This window comes from Kribbella sp. NPDC023855 (assembly GCF_040639475.1).
Lineage (GTDB): Bacteria > Actinomycetota > Actinomycetes > Propionibacteriales > Kribbellaceae > Kribbella.
This window is the reverse complement of the sequence record NZ_JBFAAA010000012.1, coordinates 96584-119115: the sequence shown is the minus strand read 5'-3', so window position 1 is coordinate 119115 and position 22532 is coordinate 96584. Positions and strand designations below refer to the sequence as shown.

The window sequence follows — 22532 nt, the reverse complement described above, 5'->3', positions numbered from 1 at the left end:
GCGCCTCTCGACCTGGACCGCCATCTTACTGATCGAGACACCCGATGCCGAAACCCCCGCCCGAGTACTGAGACCGCCAACTACCCAGTGAGACGGCCCTCCGCTGCACCGAAGGGCCCGGGCTCTCCGAGGGGGTGGAGTGCGCCGGGCCCGTCGGGCGGTCCGCTGGGTGGGAGGGGGGTCAGCGGACCGGGCCGGTGGTTAGTTCGATGGTTTTGGAGTGGCGGTGGCCGGTCTGGTCGATCCAGGTGACCGAGACCTTGTCGCCGGGGTGGTGCTGGTCGAGCAGGGCCGAGAGGGCGTCGGGGGTGGTGACGGGCTTGCCTGCGAAGGCGGTGATCACGTCGCCTGGTTCGAGGCCGGCCTGGTCGGCCCTGCCGTTCGCGATCACGTCGTTGACGACCGCTCCGGCGGTGCCGTTGGCGTTCGCGAGCACCGAGATGCCGAGCATCGCCGAGCTGCCGAGGTGCACGTCCGCCGATGCGTTACCGGACTCGATCTGGTCGACGATCTCCATCGCCTGATTGATCGGTACGGCGTACCCGGTCGGCTCCTGGCCCTGCCCGTCACCCTGCCCTTGCCCGTCGGCGCCCTGCCCCTGCCCGTCGGCGCCTTGGCCGTTGCCCTGGTCACCGAAGCCGTTTCCGCCACCGAACCCGTTGCCGAAACCTGGGTTGTCGGGCGAGCCGTTGCCATCTCCGAAGGCGGTGAGGGCGGCGATCGCGGTGCTGGGCGCGCTGCTGTGGTTGATGTTCGGTTGGTAGGCGGTCTGCCCGGAAGGGCCGTTGCCGGGGTTGCTGTTGCCGGCGGCGGTGTCGACGCCGACGACCTCGCCGGATGCGTTGGCGAGCGGCCCGCCGGAGTCCCCGGCCTGGATGTTCGCGTCGGTCTGGATCAGCCCGGTCAGCTGCTCGGGATCGGCGCCGGACTCGTCGGTCGCGGTGATCGCCTGGTTGAGCGCCGTGACCTTGCCCGGCGCGTAGCTCGGCGTACCGCCGACGCCACCCGCATTGCCGATGCCGACAACCTGATCCCCGAGCGCCACCTTGGACGAGTCGCCGATCTTCGCCGTCTCCAGCCCGGAGGCGTCCTTCAGCTTCAGTACTGCGATGTCGTGCTTCGCGTCGTACCCGACCACGCTCGCCGAATAGGTCTTCCCGTTGCCGATGTCGGTCACCGAGATCTCGGTTGCGCCCTCGATCACGTGGTGGTTGGTGAGGATCTCACCGTCGGAGGTGAGCACGATCCCGGTCCCGGCCGCCCGAGCGCCCTCGAACCCGAGCACGGTGTTCACATCCACCAGCCCGGGCGAGACCTTCGCCGCCACCGCCGACGGATTCATCACCTGCGTCATCGTCGCGGTGTTCCGGTCCAGGTGCTGATCGATGCCCCAGGCAACAGAACCGGTGGCCACCACGGCCGCCAGTCCCAACGCCCCGATCACCATCGGCACCCGACTGCGCCGCCGCGGCGGCGGCTGAGGTCCCCACTGCGGCCCGTAACCGGGCGCCCCGTAGTACTGCCCGTACTGCGGTGCCCCGTACTGCGAGTACTGCTGCGGATCCATGTCCTTTGCCTCCTCAGCCCTTCCTGCCTGAGATCGAGTAGACCTCGGCAGTCTGAGAGGACCATCGGCCCAACCGATGAATCACCTGAGAAAACGGAGTGACCTAGCCCACCTACCGCCGTACCGCGGCCACCGCCTCGGCCAGCAGGTCGATGCCCTCGACAACCGCCTTCTCGGTCAGCCCGCCGTAGCCGAAGACCAGCCCTTCCCGACCACCGTCGACCCAGTAGGGCGCCAGCCCATAAACCCCCAGTCCCCGTTCGAGCGCCGCCCGCGTCACCTCCGCCTCGCTCAGATCCGGTGGCAACCAGGTCATCACGTGCAGGCCCGCCGACACCCCAATCGGCTGCAGATCCGGCACTTTCTCGGCCAGCCGCCCGACCAGCGTGTCCCGCAACACCCGGTACCGCGGCCGCATCCGTCGCAGATGCCGGTCGAACTCCCCACGCGCCACGAAGTCCGCGAAGGTCAGCTGGTCCAGCACCGACGACCCGCGATCGTCGACGAACTTCGCCTCAGCCATCGGTTCGACCAGCCAGTCCGGCAGGATCAGCCAACCCAGCCGCAGCCCCGGCGCGAGCGTCTTGCTCGCCGTCCCCGCATAGGCGACCCGATCCGGCGCCAGCCCCTGCATCGCCCCGATCGGCTCCCGGTCGTACCGGTACTCCGCGTCGTAGTCGTCCTCGATGACCAGGCCACCCCGCCGGTTCGCCCACTCGACCAGCGCCGTCCGCGTCGCCGCCGACGTCACCGCCCCGGTCGGGAACTGGTGCGCAGCCGTCACCAGTACGACGTCCGCCCCCGACCACTCAAGCGCCTCCATGTCCAGTCCGGTCGCCAGCACCGGTACTCCGACCGACTCCAGCCCGGCGGCAGCGGCGACGGCGCGGAGCTCGTTGTCGGACGGATCCTCGACCGCGAGCCTCCGGTAGCCGGCCGCGGCGAGCACCTGCAACAGCAGTCGCGAGCCCTGCGCGAACCCGTTGCAGATCAGCACGTTCTCAGCCACCGCCGATGTCCCGCGCACCCGGTTCAGGTAGTCGGACAACGCCTCGCGCAGCGCCACAGAGCCTCGGCCGTCCAGATAGGCCAGCGCCTCGTGCGGCGTCTCGTTGAGCACCTTCCGGATCGACCGCAACCAAGCCGCTCGGGGGAACTGGCTGACGTCAGGACGGCTGTACCGGAAGTCGATCCGCGGCGGGCCACTGGGTGACGGTTTCGCCTTGTCGGGTTGAGGAATCCGGGCCGCCGCCGGCGCGACCTGCGTATAGCCACCGGTCCGGCTGACAAGGTAGCCCTCGGCAACCAACTGCTGATACGCCTCGACCACTACTCCCCGGGACAGCCCGAGGTCGCTCGCCAGCGCACGGGTGGCCGGCAGCACCGTATCGGCGCGCAGCAGGCCCTGCCGGATCCGCTCCCGGATCCCACTCTCGAGTTGCTGGTGCAGCGGCACGCCACTGTCCCGGCGAAGCTCGACCAGCAGCTCGCCGGTACCGGAATTGGTCCTGGATCGGCTCATACAACTGGACCTTATCGGCGTACCGGTCTGCTGTCAGGGTGGTGAGCACCAGACGTTGAGAAGAGGAGCAGCCCGATGACCGCCACCGACACCCTGACCCTGCTGCACCCCGGCGACTCCGGCTACGACGAGGCGCGCACGGTGTGGAACGCGATGGTCGATCGCTACCCGGCCGCGATCGCCCGCTGCCGCAGTACGGCGGAGGTCGCTGCCGCCGTCCGGTACGCCCGGGCCAACGAGCTCGAGATCGCGGTCCGGTGCGGCGGGCACAGCATCGCCGGTCTCGCCGTTCCCGAAGGCGGCCTGATGATCGACCTGACCCCGATGGGCGCGGTCGAGGTCGATCCCCAAGCCAAGGTCGCCCACGTCCAAGGCGGCGCCCTCCTGGGCGAGCTCGACCGGGAAGCACAGAAGTACGGTCTCGCCACGACCGCCGGCAACGTCTCGCACACCGGCGTCGGCGGGCTCACCCTCGGCGGCGGCATGGGTTGGCTGGCGCGGCAGTTCGGCCTGGCCTGCGACAACGTCATCTCGTACGAACTGGTCACCGCCGACGGCGACGTGGTCACCGCCTCGGCGACCGAGAATCCGCAGCTGTTCTGGGGCCTGCGCGGTGGCGGCGGCAACTTCGGCATCGTCACCGAATTCGAGTTCCGCCTGCACCAGATCGGCACCCGGGCGATCGTCGCCAACTTCACCTACCCGACCGCCGAGGCCTTCCCCGTACTCCGGGCCTGGCGCGACCTCAACGCCTCGGCTCCCCGCCAGGCGACCTTCACAGCGCACATCGACGCCGACCAGGTCACCTTGGGTTTCGTCTGGGTCGGCCAGCCCGGCGACCCGGACGCCCTCATCGACGCGTTCCGGGGACTCGGCAACGCGACAAGCGAAAGCTTCGAGGAGATGCCTTATCTGACCCTGCAGAGCCAGGACGACAACATCCAGGGCCACCGCTACCGCCGGTACTGGAAGGGCCACTACTTCAAGGCACTTCCCGACGACGCGATCCGCGCGCTGCTGCGCAACCCCGGCATCGGCGCGAGTCTGCAGGCCTACGGCGGCGCGATCTCCGACGTACCGGACGAGGACTCCGCGTTCAGCCACCGGGACACGCTGTTCGAGTTCGTCACCGCCACCCGCTGGGAGGACCCGGCCGACGACGAGGACCGGATCGCCACCGTCCGCGCGTACGCGGCGACCCTCGACCAGTACGCCGGCGGCGGCTACCTCAACACCCTGAACGGCGAGAGCGTCAGCCGCGCCTTCCCACCCGCCAAGCTGGCCCGCCTCACCACTCTGAAGACCATCTGGGACCAGACCAACGTCTTCCACCTCAACCAGAACATCAAGCCCGCCGGCTAGTGCCTTCGCCCTCGACCCGCTCGGATCCATCGAGCTGTTCGAGGGCCCAGACGGCCCACTCGCGGACGGCCGGCAGCACGTACAGGGCCCGCTCGGCAGCGAGGCGGCCGACAGCCAGCGGGTCCGCGCGCCACTCCTCCCCTGCCTCGTCCAGCTGCGCGCGCAGCCGGGCGAGGTTGTCGTCCGTGTTGTCGATGTAGGCCCGCAGGAACGCCCGCGCGTCGTCCGGCTCGAGCGAGCCGATCAGGAACATCCGCAGCGCGGCAGCACTCCGGACGGTCTCCTCGGCCGGGTCCAGCATCCAGCGCCGCAGTTCGGCCCGCCCGGCCTGGGTGACCGCGTACGTTTTGCGGCCGCGGGACTGCTCCTCGACGACCTCGACCAGCCCGGCCTCGGTCATCCGGCGCAACTCCGGATAGATGTGGCTGTGCGACGCGTGCCAGGCCCACTGACCGATCTGCTCGAACGACTTCGTCAGCTCGTAGCCAGTAGCCGGTTTCTGATCCAGCAGACCGAGCAGCCCATGACGCAGCGACATGGCCCGACCGTACCACGACACATGTACGGATTGACATGTACATCTTGACACAAACCGCTCCCCTTGCGACCGTTGGAGCCCTCACCGAGGAAGGGAACGACGATGCTCGATGTGCTGATCGTGGGAGCTGGGCCGACCGGACTGACGCTGGCGATCGATCTGAGCCGGCGCGGCCTGGCCGTGCGGATCATCGACAAGTCGGCGGGGCCGCAGGAAGGTTCGCGGGGCTTCGGAGTGAAGCCGCGGACGCTGGAGATCTTCGACGATCTCGGCGTGGCCGGCGACTTCCTGGCGGCCGACCACTACACGGGGCGCACCAAGGTGCACATGGGTGGCGCTCTGCTCGCGGACTTCCGGATCAAGAGCCGGGCGCCGACGCCGGAGCGGCCGTATCCGAACTACGTCTCACTGCCCGAATGGAAGACCGAGGAGATCCTGCGCGGCCGGCTCGCGCAGTCCGGCGTGACGGTGGAGTTCGGGGTGGCGCTGACCAGCTTCGTGGACGAAGGCGACAGCGTGACGGTGCAACTCTCCGACGGGTCGCAGGCGACCGCGTCGTACCTGGTGGGGTGTGACGGCGGGCGCAGTACGGTGCGTAAGCAATTGGGGCTGGCATTCGAGGGCAGCACCACCGACGCGCGGGCGTTGCTCGCGGACGTCGACGTGTCGGGGCTGGAGGATGAAGACGCCGTGCACATCTGGGCCGGCGACGGCGCCATGATCGTGCTGCGGCCCTACGCTCCCGGACAGCCTTGGCAGGTGATCGCTTCGATCGGCGCGGACGAGGAGCCGTCGCTGGAACTGCTGCAGCGCTTTGCCCGCGAGCGGACCGGGCTGAGCACTCTCGAGCTCAGCAACCTGCGCTGGCTGTCCGTCTGGCGGTACAGCCTGCGGATCGTCGACCGGTACCGCGTCGGGCGGGTCTTCATCGCCGGCGACGCGGCGCACATCCACAGCCCGTTCGGCGCCTTCGGGATGAACACCGGCATCCAGGACGCCTACAACCTCGGCTGGAAACTCGCGTACGTCCTGCAGGGCAAGGCAAGTGAGGAGTTGCTGGACACCTACGAAACCGAGCGACTGCCCGTCGGCCGCGCAATTCTCGATGAGAGCGATCGTCGCTTCGCCGCCGCCACCGCACCGCCCCGCGTTCTCCGGCCGCTGCTGCGATTCCTGATCAAGCCGTTCCTGGTCCGGCTCAACGAACGCGGCCGGACCGACCACCCGTCGTACTACGAAAGCCCACTGACCCTCCCGAGCGTCAAACCCCGCTTCCGCCGTACTGCGCTCCGGGCCGGCGACAGCGCACCCCGAGGCGTCGACGCCGGGCCGGAGTTCACCGTCGTGGCGTTCGATCGCGAGGTGCCGGCCGGCCTGGAGCAGTTCGGGGACCAGGTCACAACGATCGTTGCCTCCGACAACCTTCGGCAGACCTGGGGAGTTGCCCAAGGCACCCTCGCGTTGATCCGGCCGGACGGCTATCTGGCCGCACTGACCACCGAGGCCGACGAACTCGTCACTCAGTTGGCGAACCTGTTGGCTCGGCGGGAGTTGTCGCGGCGCTGAGGCGAGCCATGAGGACCGGGATGTGGTCGATGAGTTCCTGGGGCGACTCGATGCGGAAGCCGATGCCGAGCAGGCCGACGTGGAGGAGCAGTTCGTCGAGGTTGTTGGCGCCGGTCGTGAACAGGCAACTCGTGTCGTCGATGGCCTCGACCGAGCCGATGGTAGGAGCGATGCGGTCGGCGATCACGGCCGCCGGCGCCTGCAGGACGAAGCGGGCCTGATGGCGATAGCCACCCCAGGCGACACCGCGAGTGGTGGAAGCCAGGTCGGGCGCCTCTCGCGGAGTGAATCGCGGGCCGGTCGGGATCCGCGGTTCCAGACGATCGAGACGGAAGGTTCGCCAGTCGTCGCGATCCAGGTCCCAGGCGACCAGGTACCACCTCCGGCCGGTGTGGACGAGGCGATGCGGTTCCGTCGTACGGACCGTGGAGGTGCCGTCGTGACTGCGGTAGTCGAAGCGGAGCCGCTGGTGGTCCCGGCAGGCCGTCGCGACCGCCATCACGACATCGGGTGACACCGCGGCGCCGAAGGTCGGCGTCACGGCCACCGACTGCAGCAGCCGGACCCGGTGCCGCAGCCGGGAAGGCAAGACCTTCTCGAGCTTCGTCAACGCGCGAACCGACGACTCCTCGATGCCCGCCACACTTCCGGTCGCGGCCGCGCGGAGTCCGATCGCGACGGCGACAGCCTCATCGTCATCGAGCAGCAGCGGCGGCAACGCGGCTCCGGCACCGAGCCGATAGCCGGCCACCCCCGGTACGGCGTCGACCGGGTAGCCGAGGTTGCGCAGCTTCTCGACATCGCGACGGACGGTCCGGACGCCGACACCCAACTGCTCGGCCAGCGCGGTACCGCTCCAGTCACGCGGCGACTGGAGCAGGGACAGCAGTTTGAGGAGCCGTGCGGAGGTTTCCAGCATGTTCGGAAGTCTGTCACCTGGTTAGGACTGAAGCTGACCTAGGTGGGTGACAGAGTCGGAGACATGAAGCCTTTCAGCATCGACATCCCGCAGAGCAAGCTCGACGACCTCAAGACCCGGCTCGACCAGGCTCGGCTGCCTGCTCCGCTGCCCGGTGACGACTGGGACACCGGCGTACCGGTCGGCTGGCTGAGCGAGCTTGTCGAGTACTGGCGCACGGAGTACGACTGGCGCGCGGCGGAGAAGCAGCTCAACGCCTACCCGCAGTTCCTCACCGAGATCGACGGGCAGCAGATCCACTTCCTGCACGTGAAGTCGGCCGAGCCGGACGCGCTGCCGCTGATCCTGACACACGGCTGGCCGGGGTCGGTGGTCGAGTTCCTGGACCTGATCGGCCCACTGACCGACCCGGTCGCGCACGGCGGCGACGCGGCCGACGCGTTCCACCTGGTCATCCCCTCGCTGCCCGGCTTCGCCTTCTCCGGCTCGGTCAGCGAGCCCGGCTGGACCAGAGCGCGGATCGGCAAGACCTGGGCCAAGCTCATGGAGCAACTGGGCTACGACCGGTACGGCGTACAGGGCGGCGACATCGGTGGAGCCGTCTCGCCGGAGGTGGCCCGGTCTGCGCCGGACCATGTCGTCGGGGTGCACGTGAACGGCGGACCGAACCTGCCCCCGATGCAGATGTCGGACGAGGAGATCGCCGAGCTGACTCCGCTGGAGCAGGACCGCGTCGCGCGGATCCAGGCGTTCATGCGGGAGGAGTTCGGCTACATCGCGATCCAGTCGACCCGGCCGCAGACGATCGCGTACGGGCTGGTCGACTCACCGGTCGGACAGCTGGCCTGGATCATGGACAAGTTCCGCGAGTGGACCCACCCGCGGCCGACCCTGCCCGACCAGATCATCGACCGGGACCGGCTGCTCACCAACGTGATGCTCTACTGGCTGACCGGAACGGCCGGCTCGGCGGCGTACGTCGGCTACGCGATGACCGAGTGGGGCGTGCAGCCGGAGAACTCGGGCGTCCCGACCGGCGTGATCGCGTTCGCGCACGACGTCTGCATCCGCAAGTACTCCGAGGGGCAGAACACCATCACGCGCTGGACCGACGTGGACCGCGGTGGCCACTTCGCGGCACTCGAGGAGCCGGAACTGCTGATGGCCGACGTCCGCGAGTTCTTCCGCGACCTGCGCCAGTCCTGAGAAACAGTTGCCGAGGGCACGCAGTACGGGTGCCCTCGGCACTGCTGTTACTGCCGCTCGAGGATGACGATCGGGATCTCCCGGTCGGTCTTCTTGGTGTACTCGTCGTAGTCCGGCCAGACCTCGACCATCAGCGGCCAGATCTTCGCCCGCTCCTCCGGCGAGGCGACGCGCGCCTTGGCGGCGAACCTGTCGGCCTTGATCTGCACCTTGACGTGCGGGTCGGCCTCCAGGTTGAGATGCCAGTTCGGATGCCGGGCCGCGCCGCCGTCCGAGGACACCACCGCGTAGCCGCCGTCGACCTCGCGGTAGATCAGCGCGTGCTTGCGCTCCTCGCCGGACTTGCGGCCGACCGTGCTCAGGATCAGGATCTTGCCGCCGCGGTCACCCCAGTCGTAACCCTCCGCGCCGTCGGTCTCCTCGTAGCGCTTCACGTGTTCCGCTCCGTACAGCATCAGAATCTCCTTGCATACGCGGGTAATAAAAGTTGTAACCATCATCGGGCACGCGGTGTTCCCCGTACCCAGCCGGGGGTAGCCCACTCAGCGGCGAGCCGGCACCGCCACCCGGGCCAGGTCGGCGGCGACCACGATCTCGCCGTCGAACTCGGCAGCGGCTTCCTGGTGGAAGAGCGCCGGGTCGCTGTAGCGCTGGGAGAAGTGGGTGAGCACGAGCTTGCGCACTCCGCACTCCTGGGCGACGCGGGCCGCCTGCCGTGCGGTCAGGTGGCCGAAGTTCCTGGCCAGCTGCGCTTCCGAGGACAGGAAGGTCGACTCGATCACCAGCAGATCGGCCTGGTCCGCGAGCCGGAAGACGCCGTCGCACAACCGGGTGTCCATCACGAACGCGAACCGTTGTCCCGGTCGCGGCTCGCTCACCTGCTCGATGGTGACCGTGCGCCCGTCGACGACCAGTGACCCGGCCTGTTGCAGCCGACCGATGGACGGCCCGCTCACGCCGTACCGGGCCAGCAGGTCGGGGAGCATCCGCCGGCCGTCCGGCTCGACGAGCTGGTAGCCGAACGACTCGATCGGGTGCTCCAGCCGGCGGGCCCAGAGCTGACCGAACGACCCGACCGAGAGCAGCCCGTCCTCCTCGACGGGCTCCTCCCGCAGCTCGGCCCGCTCGAAGAACGAAGCGGCGTACCGGAGTCTGGTGAAGTACTCCTGGCCCGACGCCGGATAGTGCGCGTGCACCGGATGCTGCACCTTGTCGAGGGACAGCCGCTGGATCACCCCCGGTACGCCGAGGCAGTGGTCGCCGTGGAAGTGCGTGACGCAGAGCCGGGTGATCGCGGTTGCCGGGACACCGGCGTACAGCATCTGCCGTTGGGTGCCTTCACCCGGATCGAAGAGGAAGCCTTCGGAGTCCCAGCGCAGGAAGTAGCCGTTCTGGTTCCGCTCCCGCGACGCCACCTGACTACTGGTGCCCAGCACAACCAGTTCTCGCACGGCGTCAGGCTAGTGCCTTGACGAGCGTGCTCGTGGAGATGTTTCCACCACAGGAGACGATCGCGACCCGCTTCCCCGCCAGCTCTGTACTACGGAGTCGCGCCGCCGCGATCGCCATCGCGGCCGAGCCTTCGATCAGTTGGTGCTCGGTGTCGATGACGATGCGCAGCGCGTCCTTGATCGCTTCCTCGCTGACCAGCACCCACTCGTCGACCAGTTCGCGGCACAGCTCGAACGTGATGCTGCCGGGTTCGACACTGCCCGCGGTGCCGTCCGCCAAGGTGTCCTGCCCGTCGACCTGGACGATCTCGCCCGCCTCGATCGACGCCGCCATCGCCGCGTCCACGGCCGGCGAGGCGCCGTACACCTTGACGTCCGGAAGGTGCCGCTTGAGCACCGCGGCGACTCCACTGACCAGGCCACCGCCGCCGACCGCGATCACCACGGCGTCGAGCTTCTCACCGGCCAGTTGCTCGAGGATCTCCACCCCGACGGTGCCCTGCCCGGCGATGATGTCCGGGTCGTTGTACGGCGAGACGTAGGTCAGCCCGTGCTCGTCGGCATACGCCCGCGCCACCGGTTCCAGCACGCCGGAATCGTTGCCCTCGGCACGGAGCTCCAGCCCGAACCGGCGCAGCGCGGCGACCTTGCTGGGCGACGCGTTCTCCGGCAGGTAGACGATGCCGCGGCCGCCGAGCGTGGCGAGCGCGTTGCCGACGCCGAGCGCGTGGTTGCCGGTCGACGCCGTCACCACTCCGCGCTCGCGCTGCTCGTCGGTCAGCGTCAGAATCTTCGCCATCGCCCCCCGCGCCTTGAACGAGCCGGTGCGCTGCAGATGCTCACACTTCACCAGCACCTCCGCGCCCAGCTCGTCGCTGAGGGCTCCGAACCGCTGCAGGGGCGTGGGCGGCAGGTGCGGCCGCAGCTGCAGGGCGACCTGCTCCGACCGGGCGGCGATGGCGGCGGGTGCCAGGTGCTCGCTGAGCTCTTGGGTCATGCCTGCCAGGCTATCCGGCGAGCGCTCTCAGGCCCGTGGGCACCGTCCTCCCGTGAGGCCGAAAAGTGTCGGTGGGGTCGGCGACCATGGAGCGATGACTGATCACTTGCGACTTGGACTCGTGTTTCCCCCGTCGATGCCGCCGGAGTCGATCAGAGCAGCCGCGCTTGCCGCGGAGACTGCCGGCCTGGACGACTTCTGGGTGTCGGAGGACTGTTTCAAGGAGAGCGCTGTGGCCGGCGCGGTGGCTGCTTTGGCTGCGACCGAGCGGGTGCGCGTCGGCATCGCGCTGTTGCCGGTGCCGCTGAGATCCGTCGCGCAGGCAGCCATGGAGCTCGCGACCATCGATCGGCTTTTCCCCGGCCGGTTCGTGGGCGGTATCGGGCACGGCGTACAGCTGTGGATGGAGCAAGCTGGGGTGCGCGCGGAGGCGCCGCTCACGTTGCTGCGGGAGTATGCGACGGCGCTGCGGCGATTGCTCGACGGCGAGGAGGTGACCGTGTCCGGGCGGTATGTGCGCTTGGAGGAGGTCACGCTGGCGTACCCGCCGTTGCAGTCCCCACCGCTGCTGATCGGCGCGGCCGGGCCTCGCTCCCTCACCGCGGCGGGCGAGCTCGGCACGGGCACGGTGCTTGCGCTCGGACTAGATGTGGCCACGGTGAAGGAGTCGACCGCGGCCACGCTCGCGAAGGCCGGGTCGGGGCATGAGGTGTACGCGAGCCTCATCGTCGCCACCGGGCCGGATGCGCGCGCCCGCGTCGACGCGGAGCTGGGCAACTACGGCATGCCGGGCGGGCCGGACGTCGGTGCGGCCGGCGACGCTCGCGCCATCGCCGACCGGATGCTCGACCTGGCGAGCGCCGGGGTGACGGGCATTTCTGTCCAGCCCTGCAGCGACGAGCCAGATCTCGACGCGTTCGCACACTTCCTGGGCTCGGAGGTGAGGCCGCTGCTGGCGCCCTGATCGTTATAGCCTGGTGCGCTGTGGGAACTCATCCGCTGTGGACCGGCTACCGCCATCGAACCGTGGACTCCGACGGCTGGATGACGTTCTGGCGACTGGACCCTCGCGAGCAGCCGTTCGAAGTCCACGACTGGCTCGGCCGGCCCGAGCGACCGGGACACCGCCTGTGGTCCCGCGCTGCCACGCCGGCCGGCGTACGGGCAACGTGGCGTACGTCGGCGACGTCGGTGACCCTGGAACTCCGGGCCTCACTGGACATCTACCAGGAGATCGCCCCCGTCGACTTCCTGGTCAACGGCGAACTCCACCAACGCTGCCCGGTCGAACCCGGCGAGCAGACGATCACGGTTCAGCTGCCGACCGCGTCCCCCACCCCGTCGGAGGAGTCGGCCGAGCTGCCGACCGCGTCCCCCACCCCATCGGGTGAGTCGGTCGAGCTGTCGACCGCGTCATCCACCCGATCGGCTGAGTCGATCGAGCTGCAGATCTGGTTGCCGCATGGTGGGGCGATCGGAGTACGGGAGGTGGTGTTCGACGGGGAGGCCGAGCCGATGCCGCCGGTCGGTCCCCGGTGGATCACCTACGGGAGCTCGATCACCCAGTGCACGGGTTCCTACGGCCCTTCCGAGACCTGGCCGGCGCTGGTCGCGAGACAGCACGGTTGGGACTTGGTCGCGCTCGGCCTCGCCGGCGAATGCCACCTCGACCCGATCGCGGCCCGCACCATCCGCGACACCCCCGCGCGCCTGATCTCGCTCTGCCTCGGCATCAACATCTACGGCGGCGAAACCTTCGGCGGCCGCACCCTCCCCGGCCAGGTCGAAGCGTTCCTCTCCACCGTCCGCGAGGGCCACCCACACACCCCGATCGTCGTCATCACCCCACTCACCGCCCCGAACCTCGAAGGCAAACCGAACGCCCTCGGCCTCACCCTCGACGACATCCGCGCCTGCGTCGAGCTCGGCGCCCGCACCCGCCGCGACCCCGACCTGCAACTGATCGACGGCCGCACCATCCTCACCACCGAGGAAGCCCAGACCCTGTACGCCGACGACGTCCACCCCAACGCCGACGGCTACCGCCTCATCGCGGAACGCCTGGCGCCTCTCCTAACCCTTCCCTTGTAACTCTGCTGTTCTGAGGGTCAGCGTCAGGCGAGCTCCGCCCTCGGGTGAGTCTGCGATGCGCAGCGAGCCGCCGTGCCGTACGGCGATCTCGTGGGCGATCGCGAGTCCCAGGCCGACCCCTCCGGCGTCCCGGCTTCTCGCTTCGTCCAGCCGGATGAACCGCTCGAACACTTGCTCGCGCGCCGGCACCGGAATCCCCGCTCCGTCGTCGTCCACGTGCACCAACACCTGATCGTCCTCCACCTCGACCCGCACGGTGACGACCAGCTTCGCGTGCCGTACGGCGTTGTCGACCAGGTTGCGCAGCAGTCGGTCGAGCTGGCGCGCATCGCCCAGCACGGCAGCAGATTCGACCGCCTCCACCGCCAGCCTCGGCCCGTCATCACCGAACCGCCGGCCGACGTGCCGCCTGACCAGTTCGGCGAGATCGACCCTCGTGCGGGCCGCCTCCTCCCCCGCGTCGAGCCGGGCGACCAGCAGGAGATCGTCGGCCAGCTCCTGCAGCCGGCGAGTGTCCTCGACCGCCGCATCGTTCACCGCCGTCCAGTCGGCCCGATCGGGATGTTCGCCCGCCACCTCCAGAGTCGCCCGCAGACTCGCGATCGGACTCCGCAGTTCGTGCGCCGCATCCGCGATGAAGCCGCGCTGTCGGTCGGCCGCCTTGTCCAGCCGGTCCAGTGTCTCGTTGAGCGTCAGAGCGAGTCGTGCCACCACATCACGGGTCGGCGGAACCGGCACCCGCTCGTGCAGGTTCCGCTCGCCGATCTCGGCGGCCCGCGCGCGAATCCGTTCCACCGGCCGCAACGCGAGCCGCGTCCCGAAGTACGCGCCGAGCATGATCAGCAGCACCGCGGCGGGCAGCGCGGGCCGGAGTACCCGATCAACCGACGCGACCGCATCCTCGGCCTCCAGCGGCGACACCAGCACGGAGATCGCCACGGTCCGGTCGGCGGCGATGGTGTTGCTCGGATAGATGTCGCGCATCGGCCTGACGATGGCCCTGACCTTGAGGTCCTGCCCGGCGAGCCGCCGATCCCGCTCGCATGCGGTCTCCGGCAGTGCTGCCGCGTCGCTTCCGCAGAGGTCCCTGGAGCCGTCATAGCGGCCGAGAACCACCCTGGTCTCGAACTCGCTCGCCCGCTGCCGTCCCCGTGCCGGCGCGGGCACGAGCGGTTTGGTGTACGTGTACCCGCGCAGGACCTCGCTCGTACTGGCGATCCAGCCAGTGCTGTCCACGATCTGGTAAAGAGGGTAGGTACCCCGCGTGTCCCGGGGTACCGGCCACCGGAGGCTGCGTTCCTGCTGAACGGTGAGGAGCATGGCGAGCACAGTCTCCCTCGCCTCCGTGTCGCTCAGCCGGTAGCGCTCGGTGTAGATCTCGTGCCGGATCCAGTAGGCGAAGCCGCCCGCCAGTACGGCGCTCAGCAGGCCCGCGACGACTGTCACGCGAGCGGCTGTCGACAGGCTGAAGCGGCTAGCCATCGCGGCCTGTCAGGCGGTAGCCCATGCCGCGGACCGTTTGCAGGCTGCGGCGGTCGAAGGGCTGGTCGATCTTGCGGCGCAGCGCGCTCACGTGGACCTCCACCACGTTCACCTCACCGTCGTAGTTGGCGTCCCAGACCTGCTCGAGAATCTCCTGTTTCGTCACCACCACGTCCCGCCGCCTGGCCAGGCATTCGAGGATCGCGAACTCGCGAGCGGTCAGCTCGATCGGCTGCTCACCGCGCCGGCAGGTCCGCGACGCCGGATCCACCACCAGGTCACCGACCTCCAGCGGAGCCGGTGGCGCCGACCCACGCCGCAGCAGGGCCCGCAGGCGAGCCACCAGTACGACGTACGAGAACGGCTTGGTCAGGTAGTCGTCGGCTCCGGTGTCGAGTCCCTCGGCCTCGTCGTACTCGCCGTCCTTGGCGGTCAGCATCATGATCGGTGTGGTGTCGCCGGACTGGCGGAGGCTGGCGCAGACCTTGAAGCCGTTCAGGCCGGGCAGCATCACGTCGAGGATGATCGCCGCGTAGTCGTTCTCCTCGGCGGCCCAGAGCCCGTCGACACCGGTGTACGCGACGTCGACGACGAAGCCGTGGGACTCCAGGCCCCACTTCACCGCCGCCGCGAGCCGACGCTCGTCCTCCACCAGCAAGATCCGCATCGGCTCAGGATGACACTGCCACAGGACCATCCTGAAGAACGCTTCAGGCTGAAGGGGTCTTCAGGCTCCTTCAGGATTCCTTGGGTGCCGCTCCCGCAGGCTGCCGACTCAGACAGCTTCGCCTCCTGGGGGACCACCACATGCGTTCACTCGCTCCGATCGCCGGCCGGCCGGCCAGGCCGTTGCCTGCCGCAACACTGGCCGGCTGTTTCGCGATCCTCTACACCTGGTTCGCGCTGATGCGGCACTGGGCCTACCGCTCCGGCGGTTTCGATCTCGGCATCTTCGACCAAGCGGTCCGCAGCTATGCGCACGGACGGCTGCCGGTGTCGACACTGCGCGATCCTCAACTGATCCTGCTCGGTGACCACTTCCATCCGATCCTGGTCGTGCTGGCACCCTTCTACCGGCTGTTCCCGCAGGCCGAGACGCTGCTGGTCGCGCAGGCGTTGTTGCTCGCGGCATCGACCTTTCCGATCACCCGGCTGGCCTGTGCCGTCCTGGGGACGCGAGCCGGGCTGGTGCTCGGGAGCTGCTACGGGTTGTCCTGGGGCCTGCTGAACGCGATCACGTTCGACTTCCACGAGATCGCGTTCGCCGTGCCGCTGGTGGCTTTCGCGTTGGTCGAGTGGTTGTCCGGCAGGCCGGGTCGAGCCGTCGCCATCGCCTCGGTACTGGTGCTCGTCAAAGAGGATCTCGGCCTGACCCTGGCCGCGCTGGGCGTACTGATCGCGTTGCGCCCGCAGACCCGGCGGCTCGGACTGCTCACTGCGGCGGGTGGCACGATCGCCTCGCTGACGGCGGTGTTCGTGGTCATCCCGGCGTTCAGTGCCTACGGCAACTATCGCTACCTGGGCGAGGGCGGTCTCAAGCCGCCGGATCCCGCACTGGCCGGACAGCTCTTCGATCCGGGCAAGCTGCATCTGGTCCTGCTGTTGCTGCTGCCGACGCTCTTCCTGGCCTTGCGGTCACCGCTGGTCCTGTTGCTCGTGCCCACGCTCGCATGGCGGCTCGGCAGCACCTACAACTTGTACTGGATCCCGACCTTCCACTACGACGCAGTACTGATGCCCGTGCTCTTCTGCGCCCTCGTGCACTCCTTGGCGCTACTCCGGCCGCGCATGGCCGGCCGCGCGGGACTCTGGACCCGGCAAGCGATCACCGGCGCACTGGCGGCCACCTGTCTGGCCCTGTTCGTCCAGTCCTCAGCAGCGGATGGGCCGGGTCATCGCCGGGCGTTCACCGCCTCCGCGGACCGCATGGCAGCTCTGATCCCCGACGACGCCACGGTCAGTACGACAGACACCATCGCCCCCCACCTGACGTCCCGGACCGACGTCTACCTGCTGAAAGCCCGCCACCAGACCGAGTGGACGCTGACACCGGCCACCGACCCGGACCACACCGCCTGGATCCGCCCGGGCGACGTGGTTGCCGAAGCCGACGGACTAGTTCTCCTGCACCATCGAGAGACTTCCGAACGCTAGAGCGCGCTGAGGGCCTGCATCGCCTCGCGTTCGATGCGTGCGAGGTCGTGGAGGATTGATGCGGTCTGGATGAGGTGCTGCGCGTCGCCGGATTCGCCTGCTTTCGCGACGAGTGCGGCCACCTCCGTCCAGAGCGTGGCCGCCTCGGCGTACAGGGTGTGGCCGGTACGCAGGTGGGTGTCGTCGAGGTGTTGGGTGCACTCGGCGAGGAAGTCGCGGTAGAGGTTGCGGAACAGGGCGCCGCCGGTGCCGGCCTTCTCCATCAGGAGGGCGGCTCGCGGCAGGTCCTCCGCCGGGTTGTCGGTGCGGTCCAGCCACTTCGGCACCTGCTTGGCGGTCTTGTCGATGCCGCGGTGGCCCAGGTTCGCGATGGGCGGGTTGAGGAAGGCGTGGGCGCAGGTCTTGATCGCCGGGATGATCCGGTCCGGTAGTGACGGCAGGCTGCTGGGTGCTGTGATGGTGAAGGAACGGTGCCTGGCGGTCATCGGGCCGCGCTCGGCCCTTGCCTTGGCCAGGCTGGCAAGGCTCGTCGAGACCCTTCCGCCCTGCTGCTCGGTGTCCACCAGGTAGGCGTTCTCTTCGTCGTAGCCGTACATGGCGACGACGTGCCCGCCGAAGTGCACCTTGGTGCTGAAGTAGTCGAGGTGATAGCTGTCGAGCTGAAGCCCGACCGGCCTCCCTGCGTCCAGCGGTGTCACCACGTTCTGCCAGGCCTTGCGCGCGGAGGATGTCTCCTCGACCTGCAACTCGAGCCCCAGTACGCCGGCCAGATTCTTCGTCAACTCGAACGGCTTGACCCGCCCGCCGAGAAACGGAAACCCCATCGCCTTGCTGTCCCAGTAGATAAAGGACAACCCACTCCCAAGCCCGAACACCATCGGCTCAGACAGCTCGATCCCCTCATGCCGCAGCAGAACCCCCAGCGCGGTCGTCTCACAGTGCTGCATCCACGCCCCTCAGCGTTTCGTACTCCGGCGTCCGCCCGCCGGGGTGCGGCGGGCGGACGCCGGATCAGTTTTCTTTTGTCAGGCTGGTGCCGAGAGCCTGCCAGTCGAGGACGGGGGCGGCCAGGTCGCGGATGGTGGCGAGCAGGCCGAGGCGGGCGGCGCGGACCTCGGGGTCTTCGGCCATCACCAGGATCTCCTCGAAGAAGTTGGTGATCGGCTCCACCAGCACCTCGGTCGCGGTGACGAACTCGCCGAGCGCCGTCGGCGCAGTACCGACCTTCTGCACCGCTTCGTGCAGCACCAGCTCGGCCGGCTCGGTCAGCTTGCTCGGGTCGTACTCCGCGACGACGTCGGCCGGCACGATCCGGCGGGCCCGCTGCAGTACTGCGACCAATTCCGCGAACCCTTCACTCGCCACCTGACGCTGCAACTCGGCCAGCGTCTCGTCGGCGGTCGCGGGCGCCTCGGCCAACGGCAGCACGGCCGCGACCTGCAAGTGGTCGTCACCGCGATCGATCAACTGCTGCTCGTAGCGCCGGATGGTGAACTCGGCAACCTCGGCCAGTGACGCCTCGGACACCTCGATGCCCTGGGCACCGATCTGCTCGGCCGCCGCGGCAAGCCCGGTCGACAACGTGATCGCCCGCAGTTCCGGGTGCTCGCGCAGAATCGCGACCACACCAGCGGCCGCACGCCGCAACGCGAACGGGTCGGAGCTACCGGTCGGCTTGGCGCCGATCGCGAACAACCCGGCCAGCAGGTCGAACCGGTCGGCCAATGCCAGCAGCGCACCCGGCGTGGTCGACGGCAGGGGGTCACCCGCCGACCGCGGCAACTCCATGTCGAAAAGCGCCTGGGCAACGGCTTCGGTCTCGCCACTGCGCCGCGCGTACTCACGCGCCATCGTGCCCGCCAGGCTGGTCAGCTCGACCACCATCTGCGAGCCGAGGTCGAACTTGGCCAGCTCCGCCGCCCGGTTCAGCGCGGTCAGGTCGTCGCCCTGAAGCTCGACCGTCGCCGCCAGCGACTTCGCCACCGCGGCGATGCGCCGGGCCCGCTGCGCCATCGAGCCCAGCCGCTCCTCGAAGGCGAGCTTGTCCAGACCTTCCTTCATCGCTTCCGGCGTGCTCTGCAGGTCGGCGCGCCAGAAGAACGCGGCGTCCTCGTAGCGGGCCCGCAGTACGCCCTCGTTGCCGTTGCGCACGGTGGCCTCGTCGACCGCACCGTTGGCGACGGCAACAAAATGCGGGAGCAGCTTGCCGTCGGCCGCGCGGACCGGCAGGTAGCGCTGGTGCTTGCGCATCACCGTGGTGAGGATCTCGGCCGGCAGGTCCAGGTAGTCGGCGGAGAAGTTGCCGAGGATCGCGGTCGGCTCCTCGACCAGGTTGACGATCTGGTCGATCAGCGCGGACTCGCCGTCGACGTCGATGCTGCCACCGACCTCGCCGGCGAGCTGCTGGGCGGCCTCGATGATGGTCGCGCGCCGCTTGGCCGGGTCGGCCTCGATGCCGTGGATCCGGAGCAGGTCGAGGTACCCCTCGGCGGCCGCGATCTCGACGATCGGCTGCGCGGCCGTCCGGTGCACGCGCGTCGTGCGGCCGGCCGCGAGCGTCGACACAGAGACCGGTACGACCTGGTCGCCGAGCAGCGCGACCAGCCAGCGAACCGGCCGGGTGAAGGACAGCTTGGAGTCGTTCCAGCGCATGTTCTTGTCCGAGCGCAGCCCGGTGACGATCTCGGCCAGTACGCCGCTCAGCACCTCGGCGGCACCGCGACCCGGGTCGGGCTTGGTCACCGCGACGTACTCGACACCGTCCACCTCGAGGTCGTGCAGCTCACTCGGGTCGACCTTCTGGCCGCGGGCGAACCCGGCGGCCGCCTTCGTGATGTTGCCCTCGGCATCGAAAGCCGCGGACTTGCGCGGGCCGCGGGAGACCTTCTCGGCATCCGGCTCACTCGCCTGGACCGCCGCCACGAACGCGACCACCCGGCGCGGTGTCGCGTACGTCGTGACCTCGCCATGGCCGAGCCGCGTCGCCGCCAGCTTCTCGGTCAGCGCGGCCTTGACCGCCGCGGCCGTCTTGGTGACCTCCGACGGCGGCATCTCCTCGGTACCGATCTCGAACAGCAGCTGCCGGGTGCCGCTCATCGCCGGGAACTCGGTCGGCGCCGGCGCCGCGACGGGCAGCTCGGCGACCCCGAGCGGGTGCTCCAGCTCGGTCCGCCGCTCGGCCCACAGCTGGGCGACTTCGCGGGCCAAGGTGCGCATCCGGCCGAACGCCTTCGCGCGTTCCGTCGTACTGACCGCGCCGCGGGCGTCGAGCACGTTGAAGGTGTGCGAGCAGCGCAGGACGTAGACGTGCGCGGGGACCGGCAGTCGCGCGTCGAGCATCCGGCGGGCCTCGCCGGCGTACTCCTCGAAGAGCCGCTTCTGGCTCTCGACGTCGGCGTCGTCGAGGTAGTACCGGCTCATCTCGTACTCCGCCTGGCCGAACGCCTCGCCGTACGAGATGCCCGGCGCGTAGGCGATGTCCTTGAAGTGCGAGACGCCCTGCAGCGCCATCATGATCCGCTCGATGCCGTAGGTGATCTCCACCGACACCGGGTCGAGCGTCATCCCGCCGGCCTGCTGGAAGTAGGTGAACTGGGTGATCTCCAGGCCGTCCAGCCAGACCTCCCAGCCCAGTCCCCACGAGCCGGTCGCCGGGTTGGCCCAATTGTCCTCGACGAACCGGACGTCGTGCGCGTCGATGTCGATGCCGAGGGCCTGGAGGCTGGACAGGAACAGCTCCTGCGGGTTGCCCGGGTCCGGCTTGAGCACCACCTGGAACTGGGTGTGCGTCTGCAGCCGGTTCGGGTTCTCGCCGTAGCGGGCATCGTCGGGGCGCACCGAGGGCTCGACGTACGCGACGCGCCACGGCTCGGGACCGAGCACCCGCAGGATGGTGGCCGGGTTCAGCGTGCCGGCTCCCACCTCGGTGTTGAACGGCTGCACCACCATGCAGCCGCGATCGGTCCAGTACTTCGTCAGCGCGAGCAGCGCGTCCTGCATGGTGAGCACGACAACAACCTCGGGTTCGGTCAGAATTCGGGGACGAGGGCCGCAGTCTATGAGACCGCCACCGGAGTCACACCACGGATTGCCAGCGCGACCAACCGGTGGGCCCGCGCGGTGTCACGTTCCGTGGTCAGTGAGATGGCGTTGACGAGACCGAGCAGGTCCTCGACGGTCGTCTCCGGATCGGCCGCCTGGTGGCGCTGGGCCCGGTCGAGGAGCTGCTGCCCGGCCTGGGTGATCCGGGCGTGAACCTCGGAACCTCGCTCGGCGCTCATCGCCAGGGCGGCGCCGAGCCCGCGGTTCCTGGTGGCGTGGTCGACCACGGCGTACAGCCAGGTCCGGAGCGCTTCGCCGGGATCGCTGTGGCCGAGAAGTTCGTCGGACTTGGCACAGACGGTGTCGATGCTGCTGTCGAACACCGCCTCGAGCATGGCAGCGCGGCCGCCGAAGTGCCGGTGCAGCGTGGCCGAGCCGACGCCCGCACGCCGCGCGATCTCCTCCATCGAGGCGTCCGCCCCCTGCTCGGAGACCACCTCGGCGGCAACCTGGACCAGCCGCTCGAAGTTCCGCCGGGCATCGGCTCGCATCCAGGCTCCAGGTTGCTAAGTGGGGTGGTCCCCCATATTGTACGGATGCTTAACCGGGGTGCCACCCCACTTAACTGCGGAGGTCTTGGATGAAGGTCGGTCTGGCGGTCGGCGACCTAAGCGGCGCGGCATCACTCGAGGAGGTCGTCGCGCAGGTGCGGGAGGCCGCGGACGGGTTCGCGACGGCATGGATCTCGCAGGCGCTGGGGGTCGACGCACTGACGGCGCTGGCCATCGCGGGGCGCGAGGTTGGCGGAATCGAGCTCGGTACTGCGGTAGTGCCCGTCGCCCAGCGCCATCCGCTGATGCTGGCCGGCCAGGCGCTGACCGTGCAGGCAGCCACCGGCAACCGCCTGACCCTCGGAATCGGCACCGGCATCGCAGCCATGGTCGGCGCCATGTACGGCCTCCCCACAGACCGCCCCCTCCTCCGAATGCGCGAATACCTCCAAGCACTACGCCCCCTCCTGGAGGGCGACTCAGTCGACTTCACCGGCCAAACCCTCACCGCGAGAGGCAGCATCCAATTGCCATCTCAGCAGCAGGCACCGCAGGTGCTGCTGGCGGCGTTGGGTCCGGGGATGCTTCGGGTGGCTGGTGAGTTGGCAGATGGGGTGGTGACCTGGATGACCGGGCCGAGGACGCTGACCGAGCACATCGTGCCGTCGGTCACCGCCGCGGCCACCGCTTCTGGACGGCCGGCACCTCGCGTGGTGGCTGGCCTAGCGGTTTGCGTCACCGACGACGCGGCCGAGGTGAGAGCGCGATTCGGTGCACAGTTCGCGATGGCCGGCCAGGTCCCGGAGTACCGGGCGATGCTCGAACGCGAAGGGGTCGACTCCCCGGCCGACCTCTTGATCGCCGGTTCGGAGGAGCAGGTCGCCACAGTGATCAAGCAACTCAACTCCACCGGCATAACAGACCTGATGCTCGCCCCCTTCGGAACTCCCAGCGAACAAAGCCGGACGACAGCTACGCTGGCCACATGACGACACCGATACACGCAGCCGTCGTTCTCTAATTCTCCGTTCCTGCTCACCGGCGCCGACCTCACTGGCCACCGGTCGAGCCACGCTGCCCGCATC

The 22532-nt window shown here is 69.1% G+C and carries 19 protein-coding genes; 7 read left to right on the top strand and 12 right to left on the bottom strand.

The annotated features are described in order from the left end of the window. Positions 1-181 precede the first annotated feature (181 nt). Both AB0F51_RS32115 and AB0F51_RS32110 read right to left on the bottom strand, forming a co-directional pair. On the bottom strand, positions 182-1567 hold the full coding sequence (locus AB0F51_RS32115; protein ID WP_360285896.1) for a trypsin-like peptidase domain-containing protein: 1386 nt from the start codon (positions 1565-1567) through the stop codon (positions 182-184). Positions 1568-1679: 112 nt separating this feature from the next. Beyond that, positions 1680-3089, bottom strand: a complete 1410-nt coding sequence (locus tag AB0F51_RS32110) for a PLP-dependent aminotransferase family protein (protein ID WP_360285894.1) — start codon at positions 3087-3089, stop codon at positions 1680-1682. Positions 3090-3164: 75 nt separating this feature from the next. On the opposite strand from AB0F51_RS32110, the gene AB0F51_RS32105 reads away from it, so the two are divergent. Further along, entirely contained in the window at positions 3165-4451 is a 1287-nt protein-coding gene (locus AB0F51_RS32105) for an FAD-binding oxidoreductase (RefSeq protein WP_360285892.1), read from the top strand. On the opposite strand, the gene AB0F51_RS32100 is transcribed toward AB0F51_RS32105, so the two are convergent. Further along, positions 4435-4989 carry a PadR family transcriptional regulator gene (locus AB0F51_RS32100; protein ID WP_360285890.1) on the bottom strand — a complete coding sequence of 185 codons (555 nt, stop codon included), beginning with the start codon at positions 4987-4989 and terminating at the stop codon, positions 4435-4437. The two genes, AB0F51_RS32105 and AB0F51_RS32100, sit on opposite strands and share 17 nt — an antisense overlap. Positions 4990-5091: 102 nt before the next feature. Here AB0F51_RS32100 and AB0F51_RS32095 point away from each other — a divergent pair, with 102 nt between their 5' ends. Next, positions 5092-6555 (top strand): FAD-dependent oxidoreductase, encoded by a 1464-nt coding sequence (locus tag AB0F51_RS32095; RefSeq protein ID WP_360285888.1) that lies wholly within the window; start codon positions 5092-5094, stop codon positions 6553-6555. On the opposite strand, the gene AB0F51_RS32090 is transcribed toward AB0F51_RS32095, so the two are convergent. Further along, entirely contained in the window at positions 6506-7474 is a 969-nt protein-coding gene (locus tag AB0F51_RS32090) for a YafY family protein (protein ID WP_360285886.1), read from the bottom strand. The genes AB0F51_RS32095 and AB0F51_RS32090 overlap by 50 nt on opposite strands. A gap of 63 nt (positions 7475-7537) precedes the next feature. Here AB0F51_RS32090 and AB0F51_RS32085 point away from each other — a divergent pair, with 63 nt between their 5' ends. Continuing rightward, complete coding sequence (locus AB0F51_RS32085) at positions 7538-8680, top strand: epoxide hydrolase family protein (RefSeq protein WP_360285884.1); 1143 nt, start codon at positions 7538-7540, stop codon at positions 8678-8680. A gap of 47 nt (positions 8681-8727) precedes the next feature. Here AB0F51_RS32085 and AB0F51_RS32080 read toward each other — a convergent pair whose 3' ends face one another. From AB0F51_RS32080 to AB0F51_RS32070, 3 genes are all read right to left on the bottom strand, one after another. Next, complete coding sequence (locus tag AB0F51_RS32080; protein ID WP_360285882.1) at positions 8728-9135, bottom strand: nitroreductase family deazaflavin-dependent oxidoreductase; 408 nt, start codon at positions 9133-9135, stop codon at positions 8728-8730. A gap of 87 nt (positions 9136-9222) precedes the next feature. Further along, positions 9223-10131 (bottom strand): ribonuclease Z, encoded by a 909-nt coding sequence (locus tag AB0F51_RS32075; protein WP_360285880.1) that lies wholly within the window; start codon positions 10129-10131, stop codon positions 9223-9225. A 4-nt stretch (positions 10132-10135) separates the two neighbouring features. Further along, on the bottom strand, positions 10136-11128 hold the full coding sequence (locus AB0F51_RS32070) for a threonine/serine dehydratase (protein ID WP_360285878.1): 993 nt from the start codon (positions 11126-11128) through the stop codon (positions 10136-10138). A gap of 94 nt (positions 11129-11222) precedes the next feature. On the opposite strand from AB0F51_RS32070, the gene AB0F51_RS32065 reads away from it, so the two are divergent. Beyond that, a complete protein-coding gene (locus tag AB0F51_RS32065; protein ID WP_360285876.1) occupies positions 11223-12092 on the top strand; it encodes an LLM class flavin-dependent oxidoreductase in 870 nt (289 codons plus the stop codon). A gap of 20 nt (positions 12093-12112) precedes the next feature. Next, positions 12113-13219, top strand: coding sequence for a GDSL-type esterase/lipase family protein (locus AB0F51_RS32060; RefSeq protein WP_360285874.1), 1107 nt, complete (start codon positions 12113-12115; stop codon positions 13217-13219). Here the strand turns inward: AB0F51_RS32060 and AB0F51_RS32055 are convergent. Both AB0F51_RS32055 and AB0F51_RS32050 read right to left on the bottom strand, forming a co-directional pair. Next, the gene (locus AB0F51_RS32055) at positions 13202-14665 is read right to left on the bottom strand and encodes a HAMP domain-containing sensor histidine kinase (RefSeq protein ID WP_360285872.1); all 1464 of its coding nucleotides are present in this window, start codon (positions 14663-14665) and stop codon (positions 13202-13204) included. The two genes, AB0F51_RS32060 and AB0F51_RS32055, sit on opposite strands and share 18 nt — an antisense overlap. 28 nt (positions 14666-14693) lie before the next feature. Continuing rightward, positions 14694-15368 carry a response regulator transcription factor gene (locus AB0F51_RS32050; protein WP_360285870.1) on the bottom strand — a complete coding sequence of 225 codons (675 nt, stop codon included), beginning with the start codon at positions 15366-15368 and terminating at the stop codon, positions 14694-14696. Positions 15369-15508: 140 nt separating this feature from the next. Here AB0F51_RS32050 and AB0F51_RS32045 point away from each other — a divergent pair, with 140 nt between their 5' ends. Further along, positions 15509-16855: a DUF2079 domain-containing protein gene (locus tag AB0F51_RS32045; RefSeq protein ID WP_360285868.1), complete on the top strand. Its 1347-nt coding sequence runs from the start codon at positions 15509-15511 to the stop codon at positions 16853-16855. Here AB0F51_RS32045 and AB0F51_RS32040 read toward each other — a convergent pair. The 3 genes from AB0F51_RS32040 to AB0F51_RS32030 all read right to left on the bottom strand — a co-directional run bounded on the left by AB0F51_RS32040 (position 16852) and on the right by AB0F51_RS32030 (position 21447). After that, positions 16852-17802, bottom strand: coding sequence for a BtrH N-terminal domain-containing protein (locus AB0F51_RS32040; protein WP_360285866.1), 951 nt, complete (start codon positions 17800-17802; stop codon positions 16852-16854). The genes AB0F51_RS32045 and AB0F51_RS32040 overlap by 4 nt on opposite strands. A gap of 64 nt (positions 17803-17866) precedes the next feature. Continuing rightward, positions 17867-20854, bottom strand: a complete 2988-nt coding sequence (locus AB0F51_RS32035) for a glycine--tRNA ligase (RefSeq protein ID WP_360286078.1) — start codon at positions 20852-20854, stop codon at positions 17867-17869. Positions 20855-20910: 56 nt separating this feature from the next. Beyond that, entirely contained in the window at positions 20911-21447 is a 537-nt protein-coding gene (locus AB0F51_RS32030; RefSeq protein ID WP_360285864.1) for a helix-turn-helix domain-containing protein, read from the bottom strand. A gap of 89 nt (positions 21448-21536) precedes the next feature. Between AB0F51_RS32030 and AB0F51_RS32025 the strand changes: the two genes are divergently transcribed. Further along, entirely contained in the window at positions 21537-22436 is a 900-nt protein-coding gene (locus AB0F51_RS32025; protein ID WP_360285863.1) for a TIGR03564 family F420-dependent LLM class oxidoreductase, read from the top strand. Positions 22437-22532: the final 96 nt, after the last annotated feature.

What these genes read in the sequence shown, in the direction of transcription:
- AB0F51_RS32090 (WP_360285886.1), bottom strand. Translation starts at nt 7,474, where the DNA reads ATGCTGGAAACCTCCGCACGGCTCCTCAAACTGCTGTCCCTGCTCCAG.
- AB0F51_RS32100 (WP_360285890.1), bottom strand. Translation starts at nt 4,989, where the DNA reads ATGTCGCTGCGTCATGGGCTGCTCGGTCTGCTGGATCAGAAACCGGCT.
- AB0F51_RS32065 (WP_360285876.1), top strand. Translation starts at nt 11,223, where the DNA reads ATGACTGATCACTTGCGACTTGGACTCGTGTTTCCCCCGTCGATGCCG.
- AB0F51_RS32070 (WP_360285878.1), bottom strand. Translation starts at nt 11,128, where the DNA reads ATGACCCAAGAGCTCAGCGAGCACCTGGCACCCGCCGCCATCGCCGCC.
- AB0F51_RS32080 (WP_360285882.1), bottom strand. Translation starts at nt 9,135, where the DNA reads ATGCTGTACGGAGCGGAACACGTGAAGCGCTACGAGGAGACCGACGGC.
- AB0F51_RS32025 (WP_360285863.1), top strand. Translation starts at nt 21,537, where the DNA reads ATGAAGGTCGGTCTGGCGGTCGGCGACCTAAGCGGCGCGGCATCACTC.
- AB0F51_RS32095 (WP_360285888.1), top strand. Translation starts at nt 5,092, where the DNA reads ATGCTCGATGTGCTGATCGTGGGAGCTGGGCCGACCGGACTGACGCTG.
- AB0F51_RS32115 (WP_360285896.1), bottom strand. Translation starts at nt 1,567, where the DNA reads ATGGATCCGCAGCAGTACTCGCAGTACGGGGCACCGCAGTACGGGCAG.
- AB0F51_RS32085 (WP_360285884.1), top strand. Translation starts at nt 7,538, where the DNA reads ATGAAGCCTTTCAGCATCGACATCCCGCAGAGCAAGCTCGACGACCTC.
- AB0F51_RS32040 (WP_360285866.1), bottom strand. Translation starts at nt 17,802, where the DNA reads ATGCAGCACTGTGAGACGACCGCGCTGGGGGTTCTGCTGCGGCATGAG.
- AB0F51_RS32030 (WP_360285864.1), bottom strand. Translation starts at nt 21,447, where the DNA reads ATGCGAGCCGATGCCCGGCGGAACTTCGAGCGGCTGGTCCAGGTTGCC.
- AB0F51_RS32110 (WP_360285894.1), bottom strand. Translation starts at nt 3,089, where the DNA reads ATGAGCCGATCCAGGACCAATTCCGGTACCGGCGAGCTGCTGGTCGAG.
- AB0F51_RS32105 (WP_360285892.1), top strand. Translation starts at nt 3,165, where the DNA reads ATGACCGCCACCGACACCCTGACCCTGCTGCACCCCGGCGACTCCGGC.
- AB0F51_RS32045 (WP_360285868.1), top strand. Translation starts at nt 15,509, where the DNA reads ATGCGTTCACTCGCTCCGATCGCCGGCCGGCCGGCCAGGCCGTTGCCT.
- AB0F51_RS32050 (WP_360285870.1), bottom strand. Translation starts at nt 15,368, where the DNA reads ATGCGGATCTTGCTGGTGGAGGACGAGCGTCGGCTCGCGGCGGCGGTG.
- AB0F51_RS32035 (WP_360286078.1), bottom strand. Translation starts at nt 20,854, where the DNA reads ATGCAGGACGCGCTGCTCGCGCTGACGAAGTACTGGACCGATCGCGGC.